At 69.7% G+C, this 20,684-nt stretch carries 18 protein-coding genes; 4 read left to right on the top strand and 14 right to left on the bottom strand.

Features of this window, described 5'->3' with window-relative positions:
- Positions 1 to 34: 34 nt before the first annotated feature.
- The 4 genes from OG496_RS39450 to OG496_RS39435 all read right to left on the bottom strand — a co-directional run bounded on the left by OG496_RS39450 (position 35) and on the right by OG496_RS39435 (position 3,825).
- Complete coding sequence (locus OG496_RS39450) at positions 35 to 655, bottom strand: class F sortase (protein ID WP_405974250.1); 621 nt, start codon at positions 653 to 655, stop codon at positions 35 to 37.
- Positions 652 to 1,053, bottom strand: coding sequence for a sortase-dependent protein (locus OG496_RS39445; protein ID WP_405974249.1), 402 nt, complete (start codon positions 1,051 to 1,053; stop codon positions 652 to 654). Before OG496_RS39445 ends, OG496_RS39450 begins: the two co-directional genes overlap by 4 nt.
- A gap of 141 nt (positions 1,054 to 1,194) precedes the next feature.
- Entirely contained in the window at positions 1,195 to 2,607 is a 1,413-nt protein-coding gene (gene lpdA, locus OG496_RS39440) for a dihydrolipoyl dehydrogenase (protein WP_405974248.1), read from the bottom strand.
- A gap of 105 nt (positions 2,608 to 2,712) precedes the next feature.
- Entirely contained in the window at positions 2,713 to 3,825 is a 1,113-nt protein-coding gene (locus OG496_RS39435) for an ABC transporter permease (protein WP_405974247.1), read from the bottom strand.
- Between the two features lie 116 nt (positions 3,826 to 3,941).
- On the opposite strand from OG496_RS39435, the gene OG496_RS39430 reads away from it, so the two are divergent.
- Positions 3,942 to 4,394, top strand: coding sequence for a MarR family transcriptional regulator (locus OG496_RS39430; protein WP_366490229.1), 453 nt, complete (start codon positions 3,942 to 3,944; stop codon positions 4,392 to 4,394).
- A gap of 55 nt (positions 4,395 to 4,449) precedes the next feature.
- Here OG496_RS39430 and OG496_RS39425 read toward each other — a convergent pair whose 3' ends face one another.
- Both OG496_RS39425 and OG496_RS39420 read right to left on the bottom strand, forming a co-directional pair.
- Complete coding sequence (locus OG496_RS39425; protein WP_405974246.1) at positions 4,450 to 5,748, bottom strand: amidohydrolase family protein; 1,299 nt, start codon at positions 5,746 to 5,748, stop codon at positions 4,450 to 4,452.
- Between the two features lie 173 nt (positions 5,749 to 5,921).
- Positions 5,922 to 7,106, bottom strand: coding sequence for a trans-sulfuration enzyme family protein (locus OG496_RS39420; RefSeq protein WP_405974245.1), 1,185 nt, complete (start codon positions 7,104 to 7,106; stop codon positions 5,922 to 5,924).
- Between the two features lie 173 nt (positions 7,107 to 7,279).
- On the opposite strand from OG496_RS39420, the gene OG496_RS39415 reads away from it, so the two are divergent.
- Complete coding sequence (locus OG496_RS39415; protein WP_366490226.1) at positions 7,280 to 7,729, top strand: Lrp/AsnC family transcriptional regulator; 450 nt, start codon at positions 7,280 to 7,282, stop codon at positions 7,727 to 7,729.
- 3 nt (positions 7,730 to 7,732) lie between these two features.
- Here the strand turns inward: OG496_RS39415 and OG496_RS39410 are convergent, their stop codons facing one another.
- From OG496_RS39410 to OG496_RS39385, 6 genes are all read right to left on the bottom strand, one after another.
- Positions 7,733 to 8,575, bottom strand: a complete 843-nt coding sequence (locus OG496_RS39410; protein ID WP_405974244.1) for a PhzF family phenazine biosynthesis protein — start codon at positions 8,573 to 8,575, stop codon at positions 7,733 to 7,735.
- 123 nt (positions 8,576 to 8,698) lie between these two features.
- On the bottom strand, positions 8,699 to 9,403 hold the full coding sequence (locus OG496_RS39405) for a carboxylesterase family protein (protein ID WP_405974243.1): 705 nt from the start codon (positions 9,401 to 9,403) through the stop codon (positions 8,699 to 8,701).
- Between the two features lie 175 nt (positions 9,404 to 9,578).
- On the bottom strand, positions 9,579 to 10,496 hold the full coding sequence (locus OG496_RS39400) for an endo-beta-N-acetylglucosaminidase H (RefSeq protein WP_405974242.1): 918 nt from the start codon (positions 10,494 to 10,496) through the stop codon (positions 9,579 to 9,581).
- Positions 10,497 to 11,236: 740 nt separating this feature from the next.
- Entirely contained in the window at positions 11,237 to 12,739 is a 1,503-nt protein-coding gene (locus OG496_RS39395; protein ID WP_405974241.1) for a carboxylesterase/lipase family protein, read from the bottom strand.
- Positions 12,740 to 12,793: 54 nt separating this feature from the next.
- On the bottom strand, positions 12,794 to 14,416 hold the full coding sequence (locus OG496_RS39390; protein ID WP_405974240.1) for an amidohydrolase: 1,623 nt from the start codon (positions 14,414 to 14,416) through the stop codon (positions 12,794 to 12,796).
- Positions 14,417 to 14,591: 175 nt separating this feature from the next.
- Entirely contained in the window at positions 14,592 to 15,572 is a 981-nt protein-coding gene (locus OG496_RS39385; RefSeq protein ID WP_405974239.1) for an Lrp/AsnC family transcriptional regulator, read from the bottom strand.
- 151 nt (positions 15,573 to 15,723) lie between these two features.
- On the opposite strand from OG496_RS39385, the gene OG496_RS39380 reads away from it, so the two are divergent.
- Together OG496_RS39380 and OG496_RS39375 are read left to right on the top strand one after the other, a co-directional pair.
- A complete protein-coding gene (locus tag OG496_RS39380; RefSeq protein WP_405974238.1) occupies positions 15,724 to 16,428 on the top strand; it encodes an alpha/beta fold hydrolase in 705 nt (234 codons plus the stop codon).
- A gap of 161 nt (positions 16,429 to 16,589) precedes the next feature.
- Positions 16,590 to 17,441 carry an alpha/beta fold hydrolase gene (locus OG496_RS39375; protein ID WP_405974237.1) on the top strand — a complete coding sequence of 284 codons (852 nt, stop codon included), beginning with the start codon at positions 16,590 to 16,592 and terminating at the stop codon, positions 17,439 to 17,441.
- A gap of 334 nt (positions 17,442 to 17,775) precedes the next feature.
- On the opposite strand, the gene OG496_RS39370 is transcribed toward OG496_RS39375, so the two are convergent.
- Entirely contained in the window at positions 17,776 to 18,966 is a 1,191-nt protein-coding gene (locus OG496_RS39370; protein WP_405974236.1) for a spermidine/putrescine ABC transporter substrate-binding protein, read from the bottom strand.
- A gap of 228 nt (positions 18,967 to 19,194) precedes the next feature.
- Positions 19,195 to 20,634 (bottom strand): gamma-aminobutyraldehyde dehydrogenase, encoded by a 1,440-nt coding sequence (locus OG496_RS39365; RefSeq protein ID WP_405974235.1) that lies wholly within the window; start codon positions 20,632 to 20,634, stop codon positions 19,195 to 19,197.
- Positions 20,635 to 20,684: the final 50 nt, after the last annotated feature.

Here is a 20,684-nt window from a genome sequence, read left to right as displayed (position 1 = left end):
CGTGACGTGCAAAGTACGTGCGGGGTACGGGAGTTCAGCCGGTCAGCGTGGCGAAGACGATCACGTTGTCGAGGTATCCCGTACCGGTGCGGGTCCCGCCGCAGGTGATGAGACGCAGTTCGGGGCGGTCCACGTTCCCGTACACCTCGTCGGACGGGAACTCGGCCTTGGCGACCGTCCGTACGGTGGTGACGGTGAACGTGGCCGTCGTGCCGTTCTCCAGGCCCGCCTCGATCCGGTCGCCCTTGCGCAGCTTCGCGAGATGGCGGAAGACGCCGTCCCCGTACGCGCCGACGGTCACATGCCCGAGGATCACCGACGGCCCGGTCTGGCCGGGTGTCGGCGAGTGCCGGTACCAGCCCGCCCGGTCGTGCGCGGTGATCGGCGGCACCTGCACGGTGCCGTCCGAGGCCAGCCCCAGCTGCATGACCGGGGTGTCGACCCCGATCGCCGGGACGCGCAGGGTGACCGGGACGGAACGCGCGAGGGCGTGTGCCGTCTTGCCGGAGGGTGGCGCGGAGGACTGTCCGGAGGGCGTCGAACTCCCTTGCTGCTGAGGGGCGTTCGCGGCCGAGGTGGTCCCGTGCCCGCCGCAGCCGGCCAGCAGCGTTGCCGTCGCCGCGGTGACGAAGGCGCGCCTGGAGAGCGAGGTCATACGCCGGTCGTCCTCCGGCGCCGTACGACGACGAAGGCGCCGCCGCCGACAACCAGCGCGGCGGCTCCCCCGCCGACCAGCGTGGTCGTCAGGTCGTCGGACGACTTCGACACCGGCGTGACACCGGTGTCCGGGGCGCCGCTGGGAACCTCGGCGACCTGGCTCGGGGCCCGGGTGGACGCGGCGGACGGTACGGCGGAGGGTGCGGCGCTCGCGCTCCGGGTGGGTTCGTCACTGGAGGCCGGGGTCGGCGCCTTGGTGGCGCTCGGCACCGCGGACGGCGCGGTGGACGGGGCGCGGGTCGGGGACGCGGAGGCCCCGGCCGCGAACGCGGGCGCGGTGCTCGCCAGGACCGCGCCGCACGTGAGTGCCAGGGCGCTGAGGACAGTTCGGCGCATGAATCGCTCTCTCTCGTCGGCCGCCCCACCGGGTCCGTCGGACGGTTCGGTGGTGGGGCGGGTTGTTGATCGAGCGGAGAGACGAGGCAGCGGGAGGGTGGGTTGTAAAGAGCGGGCAAAGTCGGTCGGGGGCCATCCGGCTCACATGTTGATCATGTGCCCCGCGAGGCCGTGCACCGCTTCCTTCACCGCCTCGCCCAGCGTCGGGTGGGCGTGCACGTTGCGGGCGACCTCGTGGACGGTGAGGTCCCACTGCTGGGCCAGGGTGAGTTCGGGGAGGAGTTCGGTGACGTCGGGGCCGATGAGGTGGCCGCCGAGGAGTTCGCCGTACTTCGCGTCGCTGATCAGCTTCACGAAACCGGTGGTGTCGCCGAGGCCGTGCGACTTGCCGTTCGCGGTGAACGGGAACTTCGCGACCTTGACGTCGTGCCCCAACTCCCGTGCCTGCGCCTCGGTGTAGCCGAAGCTGGCGATCTGCGGCTGGCAGTAGGTGGCGCGCGGGATCATCGCGTAGTCCAGCTCCATCGTCTCCGCGTCCGCGAGGGTCTCGGCGGCGATCACACCCATCGCCTCGGCGGCGTGCGCGAGCATCAGCTTCGCGGTGACGTCGCCGATGGCGTACAGGTGCGGGACGGACGTACGGCAATGCCCGTCGACGTCGATCGCGCCGCGCTCGGTCAGCCGTACGCCGGTGTTCTCCAGGCCGTAGCCGGTGACGTTCGGGGCGAAGCCGATGGCCTGCAACACCTTGTCGGCTTCCAGGACTTGCTGGGCGCCGTCCTTGCCCGTGACCGTGACGCGGACCTGCGGGCCCGACTCGTCGATGGACTCGACGCGGGTGGAGGTGAGGACGTCGATGCCCAACTTGCGGTACTGCTTGGCGAGTTCGGTGGAGACCTCGACGTCTTCGAGGGGTGCCATGCGGTCCAGGAACTCTACGATCGTGACCTTCACGCCGTAGTTGTGCAGGACGTACGCGAACTCGATGCCGATCGCGCCTGCGCCCGCGATGACGATCGACCGCGGCAGGTCGTCGGCGAGGATCTGCTCCTCGTACGTCACCACGCGCGCGGTGCGCTTGGTGCCGGGCAGCAGCCTGGGGGTGGCGCCGGTGGCGATGACGCAGTGCTCGAAGCCGATCGTGCGCGATTCGCCGTCGTAGCCCGCCACTTGGAGCGTGTGCGGGTCGAGGAAGGTGCCGCGGCCGTCGATCTCCGTGATCTTGTTCTTCTTCATCAGGTAGTGGACGCCCTTGACCCGGCCGTCCGCGACCCGGCGGCTGCGGCGGAACGCCTCGCCGTAGTCGAAGGAGACCTCCCCCTCGACCTTGATGCCGAAGGTCTTCGCCTCGCGGGTGAAGATGTGCGCCAACTCGGCGTTCCGCAGCAGGGCCTTGGTCGGGATGCAGCCCACGTTCAGACAGACACCGCCCCAGTACTTCTCCTCGACCACGGCGACCCGCTTGCCGAGTTGGGCGGCACGGATGGCGGCGACGTAGCCGCCGGGGCCGGCGCCGAGTACGACGACGTCGAACCGCTCGTCCTGCGCATCCATCGATGGTTCCTTTCCCGGAGGGAGATCCTCACCTGCCTCCAGGATGCACGCCCCCGGACAGGACCGGCGAACCCGGCAGGCCCGGCGAGGCCCGGTACGTCGAGGTCAGCCGGTCACGGGTTCGGGCCCCGGCGCGCCCTTCTCCCCCGCACGCGCAGGCGTCTCGGCCCGTGCCCCGCGCCGGTACACGTCCTTGAGATAGAGCACGAGGACGGCGCCGAGCACCCACACCGGAAGGATCACCAGGGCGCGGGACAGGCCGTCGTTCTGGAACCGGGACAGACCCTGCATCGCGCGGACGCCGACGCCGACCGGCAGGATCTCGGAGAGCGGGCGCAGCCAGCCCGGCAGGTACGCGGCCGGCATGATGCCGCCGCTGCTGCTGTTGCCGAGGATCAGCATGAGGATCGACGCGAGGGTGACGCCCGCCGAGCCGAACAGCCGTAGCAGGACCATGGTCGTGGCCGCGACCGCCGCGCCCATCAGGGAGATCACGACGACGAGCGGCAGGAACGAACCGGGCAGCGCGCCGAAGCCCGTACTTCCGGCGATGGTCGCGATCAGGAGACCACCGACGACGCCGAACAGGGCCAGGCTGGCCATCCGCCAGCGGTACTGGAGGCGGGGCGCGAGCTGGTAGGTCGTCATACCGAAGAGGTAACCCGCGAGGACCAGACCGAAGGCGGCGTAGAAGACGGAGAGGCCCCGGGTGTCCCCCGCCGCGGCCGGGGCGACGTCCTCGACGGCGAGTTCACGCTGCTCCGCGTGCGCCACGGAGCCGAAGGCGGTGGTCACGGTCGCGGTGACGGCGGCACCGTTCGCGCTGCCGTAGAGGAGCTTTCCGTCGCCGAGGTAGGCCGCGTAGACCTTTCTGTCCTGTACGGCGTTCCGGGCGGCGGACTCGTCGGGGTACGTCTCGACGGTGAAGCCGCCCGGGGCGACGCGCTCCAGGTCCTCGTTCAGGTGGGCCTGCGCGGTGCCTATCTCCGTTGTGCCGACGCGGAGTTGGTGGGGGCTCGGGGCGTGGAAGGCAGCGAGATAGACGCTGACGAACACGGCGCCGATCAGCAGCACGACCGCCACGGGGAGCAGGACGGCACGCAGGTTTCCGGGGCCCGGGGGTGGGTGGGCCACGTCCAGGGCGTGCTTGTGCGGCTGTCGGGGGGCGCCGGTGGTGCCGTTCGTGCCGGTGGCTCGGGGTGCGACTTGCTGGGACATCGGAGCGGTCCTAGATTAGAAGGCAACTGATAATATTTGTACATCACCATCAGCTGCCTTACAAAAGTGCCCGCCAAGAAGCGCCCGCAGGGCGTCCCGCAGAAGAGGTCCGTCCCGTGAAGCATCCCGACCGCCGTACCGGCTATGTGGCCTGGCAGATCGGCCAGATCATGGCGGCCCGGATGGAGCGCGCCCTGCGCCCGCTCCAGCTCACGCTCGCCCAGCACCGGGCCCTGATGCAGGCCGTCCTCGACCCGGGCGTCTCCAGCGCGACCGCGGCACGCCGGGCGGCGATCACCCCGCAGTCGATGGGTACGGCGGTCAACGGGCTGGTCGAGCGCGGGATGCTGGAGCGCCGCACCACGCCCGGCGACCGACGCACCCAGCGCCTGCACGTGACCGAGGCCGGCGTACGGCTCGCCGCGGAGGCCGCGGAGACGGTGGACGCCGCCCACGCCGAGGCACTTCAGGCGCTGACGCCGGCGGAGCAGGAGCAGACGCACGCGCTGCTGCTCAAGTTGCTGGCGTCGCTGAATCCCTCGGCGCTGGAGGGCGGGGACGCGGTGTGAGGAGCCCGAGCGGGCAGGTTGGGCAGGGGCCTGCCCCGGGTTCGTCCACGTGCGCCTACTTCGATTCCGGCCGTGGGTGCCATGTCCCGTCGAGGGGAATGCCCGCGGCCGCCGCGATCCGGTCGCGGGACGCGAGGAGCCGGGCCCTGAGCGCCGGCAGGTCCACGCCCACCAACACCCCGTCACGCTTGACCACTTGACCGGCGACGAGGACGGTGTCGACCAGGCCGGGATGGCCGGCGCTGACGATGCTGCCGGCCGGGTCGGTGACCGGGAACACCGTCAGGTCGTCGGTGCGCAGGAGGATCAGGTCGGCGTCCTTGCCGGGGGTGACGCTGCCGGTCCGGGCGCCGAGTCCGCAGGAGCGGGCGGCGTCGATCGTGGTGAACTCCAGCAGGTCGCGGGAGCGCAGGCCGCCGTCGAGACCGCGCTGCACGGCGAAGGCCGTACGCATCGTGGAGAACATGTCACCGCCGGCCGAGGGGACGTCGTCGACGGACAGCGTCGGGCGCACGCCCGCGGCCAGCGCCCGCCCGGTGACCGGCGATCCGAAGCCCATCTTCAGTTCGACGTCCGGGCTGACGGACAGCGAAGCGCCCACATCCGCGAGCATCCGCAGCTCTTCGTCACTGATCCCGTTGGCGTGCACGAACGTGGTGGTCTCCCGCAGCAGACCGTGCTCGCGCAGATCGGCGACCGTGGGGCTGGTGCCGCCCGGATCGACGTGCAGGCTGGTGCGCAGGCCGAGTTCGTCCGCCAGCTTCAGTTCCCGGGCGACGGTGTCCATGCCGGTGTCGTCGGGTCCGCGCAGGCCGAACGTCATGGTGACGAGGCCGTCGCCGGGCAGCTCGGACCGGACGCGGCGGATGTCGGCGTCGACGGAGTCGGCGGTGCCCCAACCGGCGCCGAGGCAGAAGATCGACCGCCCCGGCGCGTCCCGCAGCGCGGCGACGGCGGCGTCCTCGTGCGCGTGGCTCTGCGCGACGTGGTACCAGTCCAGCATCGTGGTCACCCCGGAGTGCAGGGCCTCCAGACGGCCGAGCAGGGTGCCGGCGTAGACGTCCTCGGGCCGGTAGTGGGGTTTGACCGTGCGGTGCATGGCCAGCGCCCACTCGGGGAACGTCCAGTCCGCGCCGACGCCTCGGAACGCGGTCTGCCAGGAGTGGCGGTGGTTGTCGACGAACCCGGGCATCACGATGCGGTCGGTCGCGTCGATCACCTCGGCGTCCCGCGCGTCGATGCGCTCCGCCACTTCGACGATCACACCGTCCTCGATCAGCACGTCACCACGTTCGAGATCGCCGACAGCCGGGTCCATGCTGACCACGGTGCCGCCGGTGAGCAGGGTCTTCATCGGGGGAACTCCTTACGAGTGGGGGTGCCTGAACTAGTAGGGGGGTGCCGGAGGTTGGGCCGCGCGGCCAGGTGAACCAGTGGGGGCCCTGGCCGAACTCCGGCTCGGGGAAGGGCTGTTCGCGAACGGCCGCCCGCTCAGCCGGTCTCAGCCGGTCTCAATCTCAATCGATCTCAGCCGGTCGCGGCTTCGGCCAGCACCGCATCGGCCGCCGCGAGCGCGTCCGCGACGAGATCCGCCGTGTCCTCCGTGCCCGCCGCCAGCCGGACCAGCCCCAACGGAACGGATTCCGCGAGCTGTTGCTCGCTGAGCATCCCGCGCCACATCGACGCCGGATGCACGGCCAGCGACTCCACGCCCCCGAGGCTGGCCGACCGGCGCGGGTAACGCAGCCGCCCGAGGAACGCGTCGGCCATATCGAACCCACCGGCGAACTCGATGCCGAGCACCCCGCCGAAACCACTCATCTGGTCCACGGCCACCTTGTGCTGCGGGTGCGCCGCCAGCCCGGGATAGTGCACCTTCGTCACCGCCGGATGCGAGCTCAACGCCTCAGCGAGGGCAAGCCCGTTGGCGTTGTGCCGGGGCACCCGCAACGGCAGGGTCCGCATCCCGCGCAGCAACAGCCACGCGTCGATCGGCCCGAGCGTGGCACCGGTGAGAAGCCCGACGTCCCATATCCGGTCGAGGATCTCGGCCGGCCCGGCCAGCACTCCCGCGGACACATCGGAATGACCGTTCAGATACTTGGTCGCGCTGTGCCACACCAGGTCGATACCGAAGTCCACGGGCCGCTGGTTCAGCGGGGTGGCGAAGGTGTTGTCCGCCATGGTCAGGACGCTGTGCGCACGGGCCAGGTCCGCTACGGCCCGCAGGTCGGTGATCTGCAGCAACGGGTTGCTCGGGGTCTCCACCAGGATCAGCCGGGTCTGCGGGGTCAGCGCCCTCGCGAACGCCTCCGGGTCGGTCTGATCGACCAGCGTGGTCGTCACACCGAAACGCGGCAGCAGGTTCAGCAGCACCGACGCCGTACCCCCGTAGGTGGACCGCTGCCCGACGACATGGTCGCCGGCGGACACCAGCGCCAGCACGGCCGTGGTGAGCGCGGCCATCCCGGACGCGGTGACCATGGCCGCCTCGGTGTTCTCCAACTCCGCTACGACGGCGGCGACTTGGGCATGGTTCGGGTTGCCGAACCGGGTGTAGAAGTCCTTGCCGCGCGGTTCTACGGCCCCTCGCGCGAACATCTCCGCGTCCTCGGCCGAGAACGCCGCCGTCTGGTAGATGGGCGGGGCCACGGCACGGCTGGGATGGACCTCGCGATCGGCGTGAACGGTGATGGTGCTCTTGCCCGGCATGGCTGCCCTTCCGTGGACCTGGACCGTCGGGGTGACTCCACAAGTGGTGCTCCATGAAGCGTGACCGAGCGACAGTCCGAAGTGACCGGATCTCGGCAACTTTGGCAGCAAATTGCGCGCGATGCAGACGCACAATTGTGGTAGCCGCGCCTCCGGCGCAATAATCTGCCGCCATGGACGAGGTGGACCGATCGATTCTGGCCGTGCTCGAAACGCACGGCCGTATCAGCAACAACGAACTCGCCGCCCGGGTCGGACTCTCACCGTCCCCCTGCCTGCGGCGCGTGCGCCAACTGGAGGAGGCGGGGGTCATCCGCGGCTACCGCGCGCTGATCGACCCCGCCGCGATCGGCCGCAGCCTGCGGGTCTTCGCGGGTGTACGGCTGATGCGGCACACTCGCGCGGACGTCGTCGCGTTCGAGCGCGGGGTCACCCGGCTGCCCGAGGTGGTCGCCTGCCACCACATCACCGGCAACTTCGACTACCTCCTCCAGGTGGAGGTGGCCGACCTCCCCGCCTACGAGGACTTCCACGCCAACCAGCTGGCGACCCTGCCCGGCGTGGCCACGGTGACCAGCTACGTCACGATGAAGACGCTCACCGCCGACACCGAAGCCGGATGACGGTCAGAGCGTGATGGTGCCGCGGACGCACACGACGGCGGCACCGCTGACCCACACGGTGCCGTCCGCGTCGGCGCTGATCTCGATGCTCGCGGCCCGCCCCAGCCGCGTGCCCTGCGAGACCCGGTAGGAGGAGGGCGCGCCACCGGTCGAGGTGAGCCACTGCCCCACGCCGGCGTTCATGCTCCCGCACGCGGGGTCCTCGGGCACACCGGCGGCGGGGGCGAAGGTACGCATCTCGAACGCGTGCCGGGACCCGTCGAGGTGGGCCCCGATCGCCCCGACCATCGCGTCCGGGAAGCCGGAGAAGTCAGGTTCGAGGGCGAGCACCTCCCCGGCCGTGGCCAACTGCACCACGGCCCACCCGGGCCCGTTGTCGACCCACTGATGCGCCACGACCCGGTCCCGCGAGATCCCGAACGCGCCCACGATCCGCAGCAGTTGGTCCTCGTCGAGCGCCCCCTCCCGCACCCGGGGCGGAGCGGCGAACGCCAGCGTCCCCTCACCCCGCCGCACGGCGACCAGTCCCGCGCCGCACTCCTGCACGATGCGTTCGTCGTCCCGCGGTGTGCCACCACCGTCCAGCCAGGCCCGCGCGGACCCGAGCGTGGGGTGCCCGGCGAACGGCAGCTCGCCCCCGGGGGTGAAGATCCGCAGCCGGTAGTCCGCCTCGGGGACGGTGGGCGGCAGCACGAACGTGGTCTCGGACAGGTTCGTCCAGCGCGCCAGACCCTGCATCTCCTCGTCGCTCAGACCCGTCCCGTCCAGGACGACCGCGACCGGATTACCGGAGTAGGGGCGCGTGGAGAACACGTCGACCTGCACGAACGAGCGGGGACGGGGCATGGTCATCAAGTCCTTTCAAGCGGCTTCGACGAGAGCAGGTCCATCCCAACGGGTGCCCCCACGGCGAGGACAGGGCCAGTCACGACAAAGTGGATTGATGTGCCCCGGCCGAAGCGCCAGATGTCAGCCGAAGTGCCGGACCCGGGCCGCCGTCCCAGGCGTATAGGGCAGCCAGCCGTGCACCGATCCGCGCGCAACGAACTCGGCGGCCGCGGTCGCGAACGTGTGCCCCAGGGCCCGTGCGGCAACGGTTGGCCGGCCCAACATCGGGCTGCCCGCAAAGGCATCGAACGTGCCGAAAAGGAAGGGCAGTTCACCGCAGTGGGTGGCACCCAGCCCATACGGATCCTCAGCCGGCCGGTAGTCGAACTCGTACACGTAGGTCGCGTTGCCACCCGCAGCGTGATGGTCGGCGATCCGCAACGAGTCGGCGCGGAACAGATCGTCGGTGAACACCCGTGCCGCGGTGGGCTCTTCGAAGCGGGCGGCATACCGCGCGTACAACTCATGCGCAGGTTCGCCCAGTTGAGCAGCCAGCAGGTCCAACGCGCCGTCGACTCCGAGGTTCTGGATGTGCGGGTCGAAGGCGGTGAAGGCCGTCGCCTCGTCCCGGGTGGTGCCGATCAGCAGCGGCTTGCCCTCCAGCCCGCCGTCCGCGAGTGCCCCGTGCAGGTCGCGGGGAAGGCCGGGGCCGCCGAGCACCGGATGCATGGGAGGGGCCGCGTTGCCCGGACGCGCGAGTTGCCCCGCGAGTTGGCCGTAGGCGGACAGCAGTCGCTCAACGGGCAGTGCGCGCAAGGCGGTTGCCGCGTCCGCTCCGCCGGGCACGTCGAGCAGCCGTAGGGCAGCCTCTGAACCAACTGCTCGCCTGCCCGCCCGCCTGCGGTACCTGCGGCGACCGCGTCTTCGACAACGTTGTCGAAGACGCGGTCGGCCCGAGGCTCGGTCCTACGGGACGGAACAAGCCCCGAGGGGGCACCGGACGCCAGGAAGCCCGGTCGGCCTACGGCGTGTAGTGGGCGTCACTGCCGTACAGCTGCCTGGTGAACGCGGAGACATCGGCGCTGCGGTCGGCGCCGTCGAGGTTGTACGTCAGAAAGACGCCGTACCCCTCACTGACCGTGCGGGCGGCGAGGGAGGCGGCCGTGCTCTGCGAGGTGCCGCCGATCTGGACGGCCGCCGGCGACAGCTTCGACTTGGGCAGGGCGATGCCGGGGACCTGCCAGGAGCCGTAGTACGGGTTCCAGGCGTAGTCGAACTTGGACGTGACGTCGACGCCGCCGTAGGACAGGCGCGACGCGGCCGGGCCGATGTTGTAGAGGCTGATGATCTTGGTCGGCATGTTGGCGCGCAGTGCCGACACCAGGTACACGAACGAGCTGGCGTTGGGCTGGGCGGTGCCGTTGTTGCCGTAGTCGGCGTACTCGTCGTCGAAGTCGATGCCGTCGAGGCCGTACTTGGTCACGGTGTCCGACAGTTGTTTCGCGAACGTCGAAGCCGTCTGCTGGGACGGGAAGTTGGCGAAGCCGGAGCCCTGGTGGTTGCCGAGCACCGAGAGGACGACCTTGATGCCCTTCTGCTGCAACGGCCGTATCTGGGTGGCGGCGTTGTCGAGGACGCGCTGCACGTTCGGGTTGAAGTACAGGGTCCCCGCCTTCGTGCCCGTGTCGTAGTTGATGTTCGCCGCGAAGATCACGGCGATGTCGAAGACGTTGGCGCCGCCGTTGGAGAGCGTGTACTTGCCGACGTTCAGCATGCTGTTGTTGTTCACCTCGACGTACGCCACCGAGGTCGGTCCCTGTTTCGCGGCGGCGGGGGCCGCTGCCGCGCCGCTCGTGGCGGTCGCGCCCAGGGCGAGTGCCGCCATGGTCGAGAGCGCGAGCGCGGCCGTCCGTACTCTTCTCCGCACCGGAGTGAACATCGTTGATCGGTCTCCCATCGCATGGAGCGGCGCCCGCCTGTTCGCGAGCGCCGAGTGGGTTCCCCCGCCCCTTCCGTTCCCGGGACCGGATCCCCGGAACCATGCGAGAACCCCTCCCGACTCCACGCACATCGCGCCACAACTCTCAATCCGGGCAAGGGAGTTGCCGGAAAGCACGGACGAACAGGGCACGCGCGCCGCGGATTGTGACGAGGATCGATGGTCGGCACGAGGCATCGTTCGTGAGAGTTGTCGACAGCGCCGATGAAAGCCCAGGCGGTGCGGGGACGGATCGTGGATGCGTCTGGTCTCGACAGGCCGGACGTCCCCTCTGGCTGGACCGGGGTGCGTGTCCCCGCGGCATCACTCTCCGCGTCGCCCGACGCGGGCAGGCCCACGGCTCCGGACTCGGCGAGATACCACAGGACCAGGCGGCGGATACGCGGGTCCGTCGATGGACCCGCACCTGCTGGGTCCCGCGCGACCCGGGCCATCGCCGTGTCCAGCGCGTCGCGGGTGTTGATGAGGTCGGTGATGTGGGACGAGAGCCTCTCGCGTTCCTGGGCCATTCGCTTGAGCGCGGCCCGGGAGTTGTCGAGACTCGGCGAGTCCATGCAGGGCAGCAGCTCCAGGATGGCGCGGCTGGAGAGTCCCGCAGTTGCGAGGGTGTCCGTCTCGGTCGTCACACATCGAGACTGGGCACCCTCGCATGCATGCCGCTACCCCTTGGAAACAGTCATCTAGAGCTCTCGCGGGTTCTCGGTGGTGGTGCTGACGGTGTCGAATCGCATCGTCGTGGGCCTGTCCTCGGTGTAGCGCTCCCACGTGGGCAGTTGGGCGTGGTTGGGGTCTCCGGTGCGGATGAAGGAGATCCAGGCCTGGTGCATCGCCGCGCACAGGCCGTCCCGGGCAGGCGATTCGATGCCCTCGACCAGGGGTGCCTGCGACCAGTTGCCGAAGTTGTCGAACACGAACGGCAGTTCCAGGCAGTGCGGGGCGGCCAGGCGGCCGTCGAACGCGGGGGTCGGGTAGTCGAAGCGGTAGGCCCACACCGGTCGCCCGCGGGCGGCCCGCGTCTCGGCCACCTCGATGGCCGGCTCGACGATCCTCTCGTCGGAAAGCAGATCCAGGAGGACCTGTAGGGGCGTTGCGCCCGGACGCCGGGCCTCGTAGGCGGCGTAGACCTCGGCGGCCTTGTCTCCGAAGGACTCGGCCGCGCGGGCCAGTACCTGCTCCCGGGTCGCGTCGGCGTACATCGGGAAGACGGCCACGAGGTTGGCTTCCTCCCTGGTCCACCCGATCAGGATGTCGATGTCGAGTGCGGCTCCGTCAAGGACCAGTTCCACCGCATCGCGAGCCATGGTCACGCCGTCGAGCACCGGTTTGATCGGCACCGCCAAGTGGCCCCACTTGTTGGAGCGTTCGAACATCTCGGGCCACGCCTCGATCAGGCGGGTCCAGGGGACCTGGCGCAGTTCGTCGAGGTTCTTGACGCCGACGATGTCCAGATACGTGGCGGTGATCTGCTGGGATTCGGTGCGGTTCGGGAGATGGAAGCCCAGGGGGGTGCTTTGGAGGATGGCGCGGTGGAAGAGGGTGTTGGCCTCCGGGTGCCCGGCGAGCGCGACCGCGGAGTAGGCGCCACCGGACTGTCCGCCGATGGTGATGTTGTCGGGGTCTCCGCCGAAGGCGGCGATGTTGTCCCGGACCCATTGCAGGGCCACGACGTGGTCGGTGAGCCAGTAGTTGCCGGGTTCCGTGTCCGAACCGCCGTGCTCTGATCCGAAATAGAGGAAACCCAGCGCTCCGAGCCGGTAGTTGATCGTCACCACGACCAGGTCGCCGTCGCGGGCGAAGGTGTCGCCGGCGTAGAAGGGCACGTTGGCGGATCCCGACACGAACCCGCCGCCGTGGATCCAGATCAGGACCGGCCGCGCGGCGCTGTCGGCAGCCGGTGTCCAGACGTTGAGGGTCAGACAGTCCTCGTCGAAGGGCGGGAAAACATGGCCGCCGAGTAGGGGGTCCGGCTCTTCCACATAGTGCTGAGGTGCGCTGGGCCCGGCAACCGTGGCGTCCAGGACGTCGGCCCATCCCGGGTGGGGCTGAGCGGGGCGCCAGCGAAGGTCACCGACCGGCGGAGCGGCGAAGGGCACGCCCTTGAAGACGGCGAGCCCGTCCTGGTGTGCGCCTCGCACCAGGCCACCTGTCGTGGCGACCTGAATGCCTGCTGTCGAGTCATCCATGATGTTCCCCATTTCCTCGGTGTTCTTCGTGCTACGAACTGGCTGTCGCCGGGGTCAGGCGGTGTGCTTCGGGCCGTGCACGAAACGGCCGCCCAGCAGGGTGTGCGTGGGGTTCAGGTCGCGTCGGGCGTCGCTCGGGCACTGGGCGGGGTCCTGGTCCCAGATGGTGAGGTCGGCGAGACGGCCGGGGGTGAGCGTGCCGCGCAGGTGTTCCTCGTCGTGCAGCCGGGCGGCCATGGTGGTGTGCAGGGCGACGGCCTCGTCGTAGGTGATGGCGTGCTCGGGTCCCTGGACACCGATGACGGTCTGACGGGTGGTCATGCCCCAGACGGAGCGCATGGCGCCGAACTGCCCGACGGGGAAGTCCGATCCGGCGGTGATCTGCGCGCCCTGGTCGAGCCAGCCCCGGGCGGGAAAGAGCGCGGCGACCCGTTCCGGACCCCAGTACTCCCGCTCGACCTCGGCGGTGTCGTGCAGCAGTGGCTGCTGGATGGTGACGGGGATGCCCAACTCGACGGCGCGGGCGCGTTGTTCGGGGCCGGCCAGGCCGGCGTGTTCCATGACGAGAGTGCCTGCGGGCAGGCCGGGGTTGCGGGCGAGGACGCGTTCGTAGACGTCGAGGAGGACGCGTACGGCACGGTCGCCGTAGGCATGGGTGCCGACCCGCCAGCCGCGGCGGACCACGGCCTCGACCGCCTCGGCCAGCGCGTCGGGCTCCCAGGTCAGCATGCCGGAGAAGGCGTGGTCGCAGGCGTAGGGCTCTTCGGTGGCTCCGGCCTCCAGCCCGCCGTCGAGGCCGAACTTCACGCCCCACACCCGCAGCCACGGGTCGGCGCTGTAGCGCCAGTCCTCCATGGTGTCGAGCAGGTCCTCGATCTCGGCCGTGCTGGTCCGGCCGAACGCCGAGATCAGTGCGCGTACCCGGGTGCTGAGCGCCCCTGCCTCACGGGCGGCCAGCAGGGTCGCGTAGGTCTCGGGGAAGACCATGCAGTCGCGGACGGTACCGATCCCGGTGGCGGCGTACTGGCCGCTGGCGATGCGCAGCCCGTCGATCTGCCGGGCCCGGTCCTCCGCGGGGACGAGGCGCTCCACCAGGCCCATGGCGTTGTCGATCAGCCGGCCGTTGAGCCGGCCGTCGGCGTCACGGCCGATCACGCCGCCCGGCGGTACGGGGGTGTCCTCGGTGATGCCCGCCAGGCGCAGCGCGTAGGTGTTGACGACGTCGTTGTGGCCGCCGCGCTTGACCAGTACCGGGTGGCGGTCGGTGGCCCGGTCGAGCTCGGCGGCGGTGGGCATCCGCCGCTCCGCCAGGTTCAGCTCCTGCCAGTTGGTGGTGGTGCGGATCCACTCGCCTTCGGGGGTGGCGGCGGCCCGTTGCCTGATCAGATCCAGGAACTCGGCGAGGGTACGGGCCTGGTGGACCGGGACGTCGTGCGCGCTGAATCCGGCGAAGATCAGATGGGTGTGGGTGTCGTCGAAGGCCGGTAGCACCGTGGCCCCGGGCAGATCATGGACCGCGGTTCGCCCGGTCACCCAGGCGTCGAGGCCGTGCGGGTCGGGCGACAGGGCGACGATGCGGTCCCCGCGCACCACCAGCGACCGCTGGGGAGGCTGCCCCGGCAGCAGCGTGTGCACCGCGGCGGCCCGGATCAGCAGATCGGCACCGTGATCGGTCATGGCCATCTCCCGTTCTCAACGCGTCCATCGCTCAGCCTTCGCGCCTTCGCGAGAACACCGTCATACGGGCCTTCTGCCGACCTGTACGCGTCCAGCGGTTCAGGAAGCAGGAAACATGTCACGGATGCGCCCTGTCATGCAGATCATGGGACACGCCCTTGATACGACCGATCGGTCATCCACCGCCCGCTTTCGACGGTGTCGCCCGGCGGATGAGGCCGGTGCGTTTGGCGGTCGCGAGCAGCGGGGTGATCTCGACGGCGACGATCTGGCTCAGCGTGCCGATGGTGGTGGTGAGGAAGGTGTAGAGGGCGTCGAGGTCGGTTGCGGCAAGGGTGATCAGCAGGTTGGCGGGTCCGGTCGTGGCCGCGGTGAATCGGACTTGGGGGTGAGTACTGAGGGTCTGGGCGGTCTCCTGCAGCGCGCCGGGCTGCACGGTGATCCACAGCAGGGCTTCGGCGTGGATGCCGAGCAGGGCGAGGTCCACTTCGGTGGCCAGGCGTACGACGAGGCCGCGTACAAGTGCGTCGAGGCGTCGGCGGGCGGTGAGGGCGGTTGTGCCGGCACGGTGGGCGAGGTCGGTGTAGGTGGCGCGGCCGTCCTCGGCCAGGGCTGTGATCAGTGCGGTGTCCAGGGCGAGCGGGGCGGGTGCGGCGACGAGCGGGGCGGGGGCGAGGCGGGCGGATTCCTCGGGGGTGAGCAGGCCGGCGGTCCAGCGGAACGCGTTGGGGAAGACGCGCAGCAGGGTCTGGGCGGTCCAGGAGTTCACCGCGTCGGTGGCGGGCAGGTCGCGCAGCAGAAGCGTGTTGCGGGCTTCGGGTCCGTCGAGGAAGAAGACGGCGGAGATCTCGTCGCCTCCACCGAGGATGTCGACCCAGATGGTGTCGCTGCGGTGGGCGAGGGCGTCGGCCACGTGCCGGATCTTGTTGGGACGGCAGTGGATGCGCAGCGAGATGGGGATGACGCCGGGGATGTGGGTGGGGTTGCGGACCACGGTGGCGCGCAGAGTGCCGTCGGCGTAAAGGGGAGCGACCCGGCGTACGACAGTGCGCTCCGACAGTTCCAGGCAGTGGGCGACCTCGCGCCAGGAGGCGCGGGGCGACGCGAGCAGGACAGCCACGATGCGGCGGTCCGTTTCATCGAGTTCATGTCGCATGATCTGCATCGTATGGCTCAGCTGTGTCAGTTTTCCTGTGCCAGACCTCCCTATATCTGTGCGGACCTGGCGGAAGCCCGTAAGACAGTCCTGTCGTCAGGGCTGTGGGAATGCCGGGCGACCTCATCCGTTCGATGACACAGGAGAAGTGATGAGCGAGAACCCGCAACCCAAGAACATCGTCCTCGTCCACGGGGGCTTCGTGGACGGCTCCGGGTGGCAGGGCGTCCACACCATCCTGAGCAGGCAGGGATATCGCGTCAGCGTCGTGCAGAACCCGACGCTCTCCCTCGGGGGCGACGTCGCGGCCACCCACCAGCTCCTCGATGCGCTGGACGGCCCGGCTCTCCTGGTCGGCCACTCCTACGACGGCGCCGTGATCACCGAGGCCGGCAACCACGAGAAGGTCACCGGCCTCGTCTACATCACCGCTTTCGCCCCCGACAAGGGCGAGTCGGTGGGCACCCTCATCGCCGACCCGGCGCCCGGGGACCCGGTGCCGCCCATCCTGCCGCCCCGGGACGGCTTCCTGTTCCTGGACCGCGACAAGTTCGCCGCCTCGTTCGCGGCGGATGTGCCCGAGGAGCTGGCGGCGTTCATGGCCGACTCGCAGGTTCCCTGGGGCCTCGCCGCGCTGGGTGGAGTGGTCACCGAGGCGGCCTGGCGGACCAAGCCGTCCTGGTATCTGGTCGCGACCGACGACCGCATGATCCCGCCGACGGCCCAGCGCGCCATGTCCGAGCGCGCCGGCGCCACCGTCACGGAGACACCGGGCAGTCACGCCGTCTACGTGTCCGAACCCACCGCCGTGGCGGCCGTCATCCACCAGGCGGCTCAGACACTCTCCGGCCGATAGGAGACGTGGCACGCCCCGCGCAGCCGCCGATCCGTCCCTCCCCCTTGTCTTCCAGGAGTTCGCCATGCGCACGCACCCAAAGGACGCCGTCCTTACGTGGCGGCTCAGCGGCGAAGCCTCCGTCACACCCATTCCCCCAACCCCCGTGCGTGAGGAGTCCCATGAGTTCCGATGTTTCCCGCCGCAAGGTGCTGGCCGCCGGAGCGGCGCTGGCCGGGTCGGCGGCGCTGATAGCCGGTTCAGAAGGAACGGCCGGCGCGGCGACGGCCACGACTGGCACCGGTGAGGAGAAGTCGAAGGTGAAGCCCACGATCGTCTTGGTGCACGGCGGCTACGCCGACTCGTCCTGCTGGAACGCCACCATCGGGGAGTTGCAGGACAAGGGCTACACCACGATCGCGGGGTCGAACCCGCTGCGAGGCATCCCCACCGACGCCCCGTACATCGCGAGCCTGCTGGACTCCATCAGCGGACCGGTCGTCCTGGTCGCCCACTCCATGGGCGGCACGGTCATCACGAACGCCGCCGCCGGGAAGTACAACGTCAAGGCACTGGTCTACATCGCCGCGTTCGTACCCGACGTCGGCGAGACGCAGGGCGAGCTCATCACCAAGTTCCCCGGCAGCGAGGTCGGGCCGGTCAGCGTCCCGGTCCCGTACACGAAGGCCGACGGCACGACCGGCACCGATCTCTACCTGAGCAAGGACGGCCACGCGGCCTTCGCCGCCGACATCTCCCCCGCCGACTTCCGCATCCTGCAGGCCACGCAACGGCCGTTCGACGCCGATTCCTTCACCTTCCCGACCACAGCCGCGGCCTGGAAGACGATCCCGGTCTGGGGCCTGGTCGCCGGCCAGGACAAGGCGATCCCGCCGGCCTGCGAACGCTGGATGTACAGCCGAGCGAACGCGCGCAAGGTCGTCGAAGTACCGCGCTCGTCCCACGTCGCGATGATCAGCCACCCCAAGGCCGTCGCCAACCTCATCGAGGACGCCGCCAGGGCGGTCAGCTGACCCTCACGACCAGTGCCCCGGTCCACCCGGTCCACCACCACGGACCGGGGCACTCCCCCACCGAACCGAACACAATGATGTGACGAGACCACGAGGCGCAGGGACGTCCACGCGCACGTCCACCCGTCCTACGAAGCCGCCACCGGGCTCAAGCCGCTGACCGGGCGCCGCGCGGACATGGCCGAGCTGTGCTCCGACCGCAGGCCGCCATCCGGGGGGCAGAAGCTCCACGCGACGAAACGCACGGCAGCGCGCGACCAAGCCGAGCCGCTGTCCGTCGACGCAGTCGCCGTAGCCCCGGAGGAGATGCTTGGTCACATCCGCGACACTGCCCCTACAACCCCACGATCTTGTTCCACTCCTTCGCGAACTCCACCCGCTCCGTCGACGTGATGTCCCGCGCGATCGCAAGGTGCTTCCGCATCGTCGAGTCCGGGAAGATCAGCGGGTTCTCGGCAAGCTCCGCGGTGTCCTTGTCCTTGGAGGCCGCGAGGACGGCCTGGGCCGCCGGGACGGGGCAGACGTAGTTGACCCAGGCGGCGAGTTCCGCGGCGACCTCGGGGTCGTAGTAGTAGTCGATCAGCTTCTCGGCGTTGGTCTTGTGACGGGCCAGGTCGGGGATCATCAGGGAGTCCGCCCAGAGTTCGGCGCCCTCCTCGGGGACGACGAAGCGGATGTCCGGGTTGTCGGCCTGGAGCTGGATCACGTCGCCGGAGTAGGCCTGGCAGGCGAGGACGTCGCCGCTGACCAGGTCCTTGGTGTAGTCGTTGCCGGTGAAGCGGCGGATCTGGTTCCGGCTGATCTGGGTCTGTACCTGGTCGCACACCTTGTAGAAGTCGGCGGCGGTCCACTTGGTGATGTCGACGCCGTTGCCTTGCATCAGCAGCGCGAACGCCTCGTCGAGCCCGGAGAGCAGGGTGACCCGGCCCTTCAGGTCGCTCGCCCACAGGTCGGAGACATGGCGGATCTCGCGGCCGAGCTTGCGGTGGTTGTACGCGATACCGGTGATGCCCGACTGCCACGGCACGGTGTACCGGCGGCCCGGGTCGAAGGCAGGCGAACTGAGCTGCGGGTCAAGGTACTTCGCCACGTTGGGCTGCGCTGACCGGTCCATCCGCTGGACCCAGCCGAGGCGGACGAACCGCGCGCACATCCAGTCGCTCATGACGATCAGGTCGCGGCCGGTCTGCTGGTGGTTCATGAGCGCCGGGCTGATCTTGCCGAAGAACTCGTCGTTGTCGTTGATCTCCTCGATGTAGTCGACGGAGATCCCGGTCTTCTTCTCGAAGGCGTCCAGCGTGGGCCGCTTCGTCTGGTCGTCGTCATCGGTGTCGATGTACAACGGCCAGTTCGCCCAGGTCAGCCGCTTGTCCTTGGCGGACAGATCGGCGCCGGCACGGTCCCCCGCCTTCACGTACGCGGCGGGCACACCGCACCCGGCGAGCGCGCCGAGCACGGCGGTTCCGCCGAGCGCGCGCAGCAGGGAGCGACGGGAGGGCGGATACGACTTCGGAGTCTGGGGCACCCGCGCAGCATGACCCGCCGGCCCGTGCCCGATCAATGGACGCTGCGTCGAGCGGCTTCCTGTGGACCCGACACCTTGTCGATCGGTTGCCTGTGAAGCAACCGCCCGTTCACACGGAGCGTGCGCGGCAAAGAAGAAAGAACGAAGAAGGAACAAGGAAACAGCGCGGCCCCGGACGGTCAACTCCCGTCCGGGGCCGCGCAGTTGTTCCTACAGATCTGCGAACGCTCACGCGTCCAGCGACGTCATGACGTGCTTGATGCGGGTGTAGTCCTCGAAGCCATAGCCCGAGAGGTCCTTGCCGTAGCCGGACTTCTTGAAGCCGCCGTGGGGCATCTCCGCGACGAGCGGGATGTGGGTGTTGATCCACACGCAGCCGAAGTCGAGCGCCTTCGACAGCCGCATCGCGCGGGCGTGGTCCTTGGTCCACACCGAGGAGGCGAGGGCGTAGTCGACGCCGTTGGCCCACTCGATGGCCTGGGCCTCATCCGTGAAGGACTGGACGGTGATGACCGGGCCGAAGACCTCGTTCTGGATGATCTCGTCGTCCTGCTTCAGCCCTGAGACGACGGTCGGCGCGTAGAAGTAGCCGACCTCACCGACCCGGTGACCGCCGGACTCCACCTTCGCGTGCGCGGGCAGGCGCTCGATGAAGCCGGTGACCTGCTTGAGCTGGTTGGCGTTGTTGAGGGGGCCGTAGAGCACGTCCTCGTCGTCGGGCTGCCCGGTCTTCGTCTCGGCCGCCGCCTTCGCGAGCGCCGCCACGAACTCGTCGTGGATGCCCTCCTGCACGAGGACGCGGGTGGCGGCCGTGCAGTCCTGGCCGGCGTTGAAGAAGCCCGCGACCGAGATGTCCTCGACGGCCTTGGCGATGTCGGTGTCCTCGAAGACCACGACCGGTGCCTTGCCGCCCAGTTCCAGGTGGACCCGCTTGAGGTCCTTGGCCGCGGACTCGGCGACCGACATGCCCGCGCGCACCGAACCGGTGATGGAGGCCATCGCCGGGGTGTGGTGCTCGACCATCGCGCGGCCGGTGTCCCGGTCGCCGCACACGACGTTGAAGACGCCCTTGGGCACGATCGAGCCGATGATCTCGGCGATCAGGACGGTGGAGGCGGGGGTGGTGTCCGAGGGCTTCAGCACCACCGTGTTCCCGGCCGCGAGCGCGGGGGCGAACTTCCAGACGGCCATCATCATCGGGTAGTTCCACGGCGCGACCTGCGCGCAGACACCGATCGGCTCGCGCCGGATCATGGAGGTCATGCCCTCCATGTACTCGCCCGCCGAGCGGCCCTCCAGCATCCGGGCCGCGCCCGCGAAGAAGCGGATCTGGTCGACCATCGGCGGGATCTCCTCGGAGCGGGTGAGCCCGATCGGCTTGCCGGTGTTCTCCACCTCCGCCGCGATCAGCTCCTCCGCGCGCTCCTCGAACGCGGTGGCGATGTCCAGGAGGAACTTCTGCCGCTTGGCCGGGGTCTCGTCCCGCCAGGCCGGGAAGGCCGCCGCGGCGGCCGCCATCGCGGCGTCCACGTCCGCCGCCCCGGACAGCGGCGCGGTCGCGTACGCCTCACCGGTCGCCGGGTTGACCACCTCGGTGGTCCGTCCGTCGGCGGCGTCCCGGAACTCACCGTCGATGTAATTGCGCAGACGACGCAGTTCGGTGCTCACTGCCGGCCCTCCAAGTTCAGGTGTCCAATCACTGAGACACCCACACTAAT

The organism is Streptomyces sp. NBC_00988, assembly GCF_045162645.1.
In the GTDB taxonomy this organism is placed as follows: Bacteria; Actinomycetota; Actinomycetes; order Streptomycetales; family Streptomycetaceae; genus Streptomyces.
The sequence above is the reverse complement of the archived record's forward strand: the minus strand, read 5'-3'. Positions and strand labels throughout refer to the sequence as shown.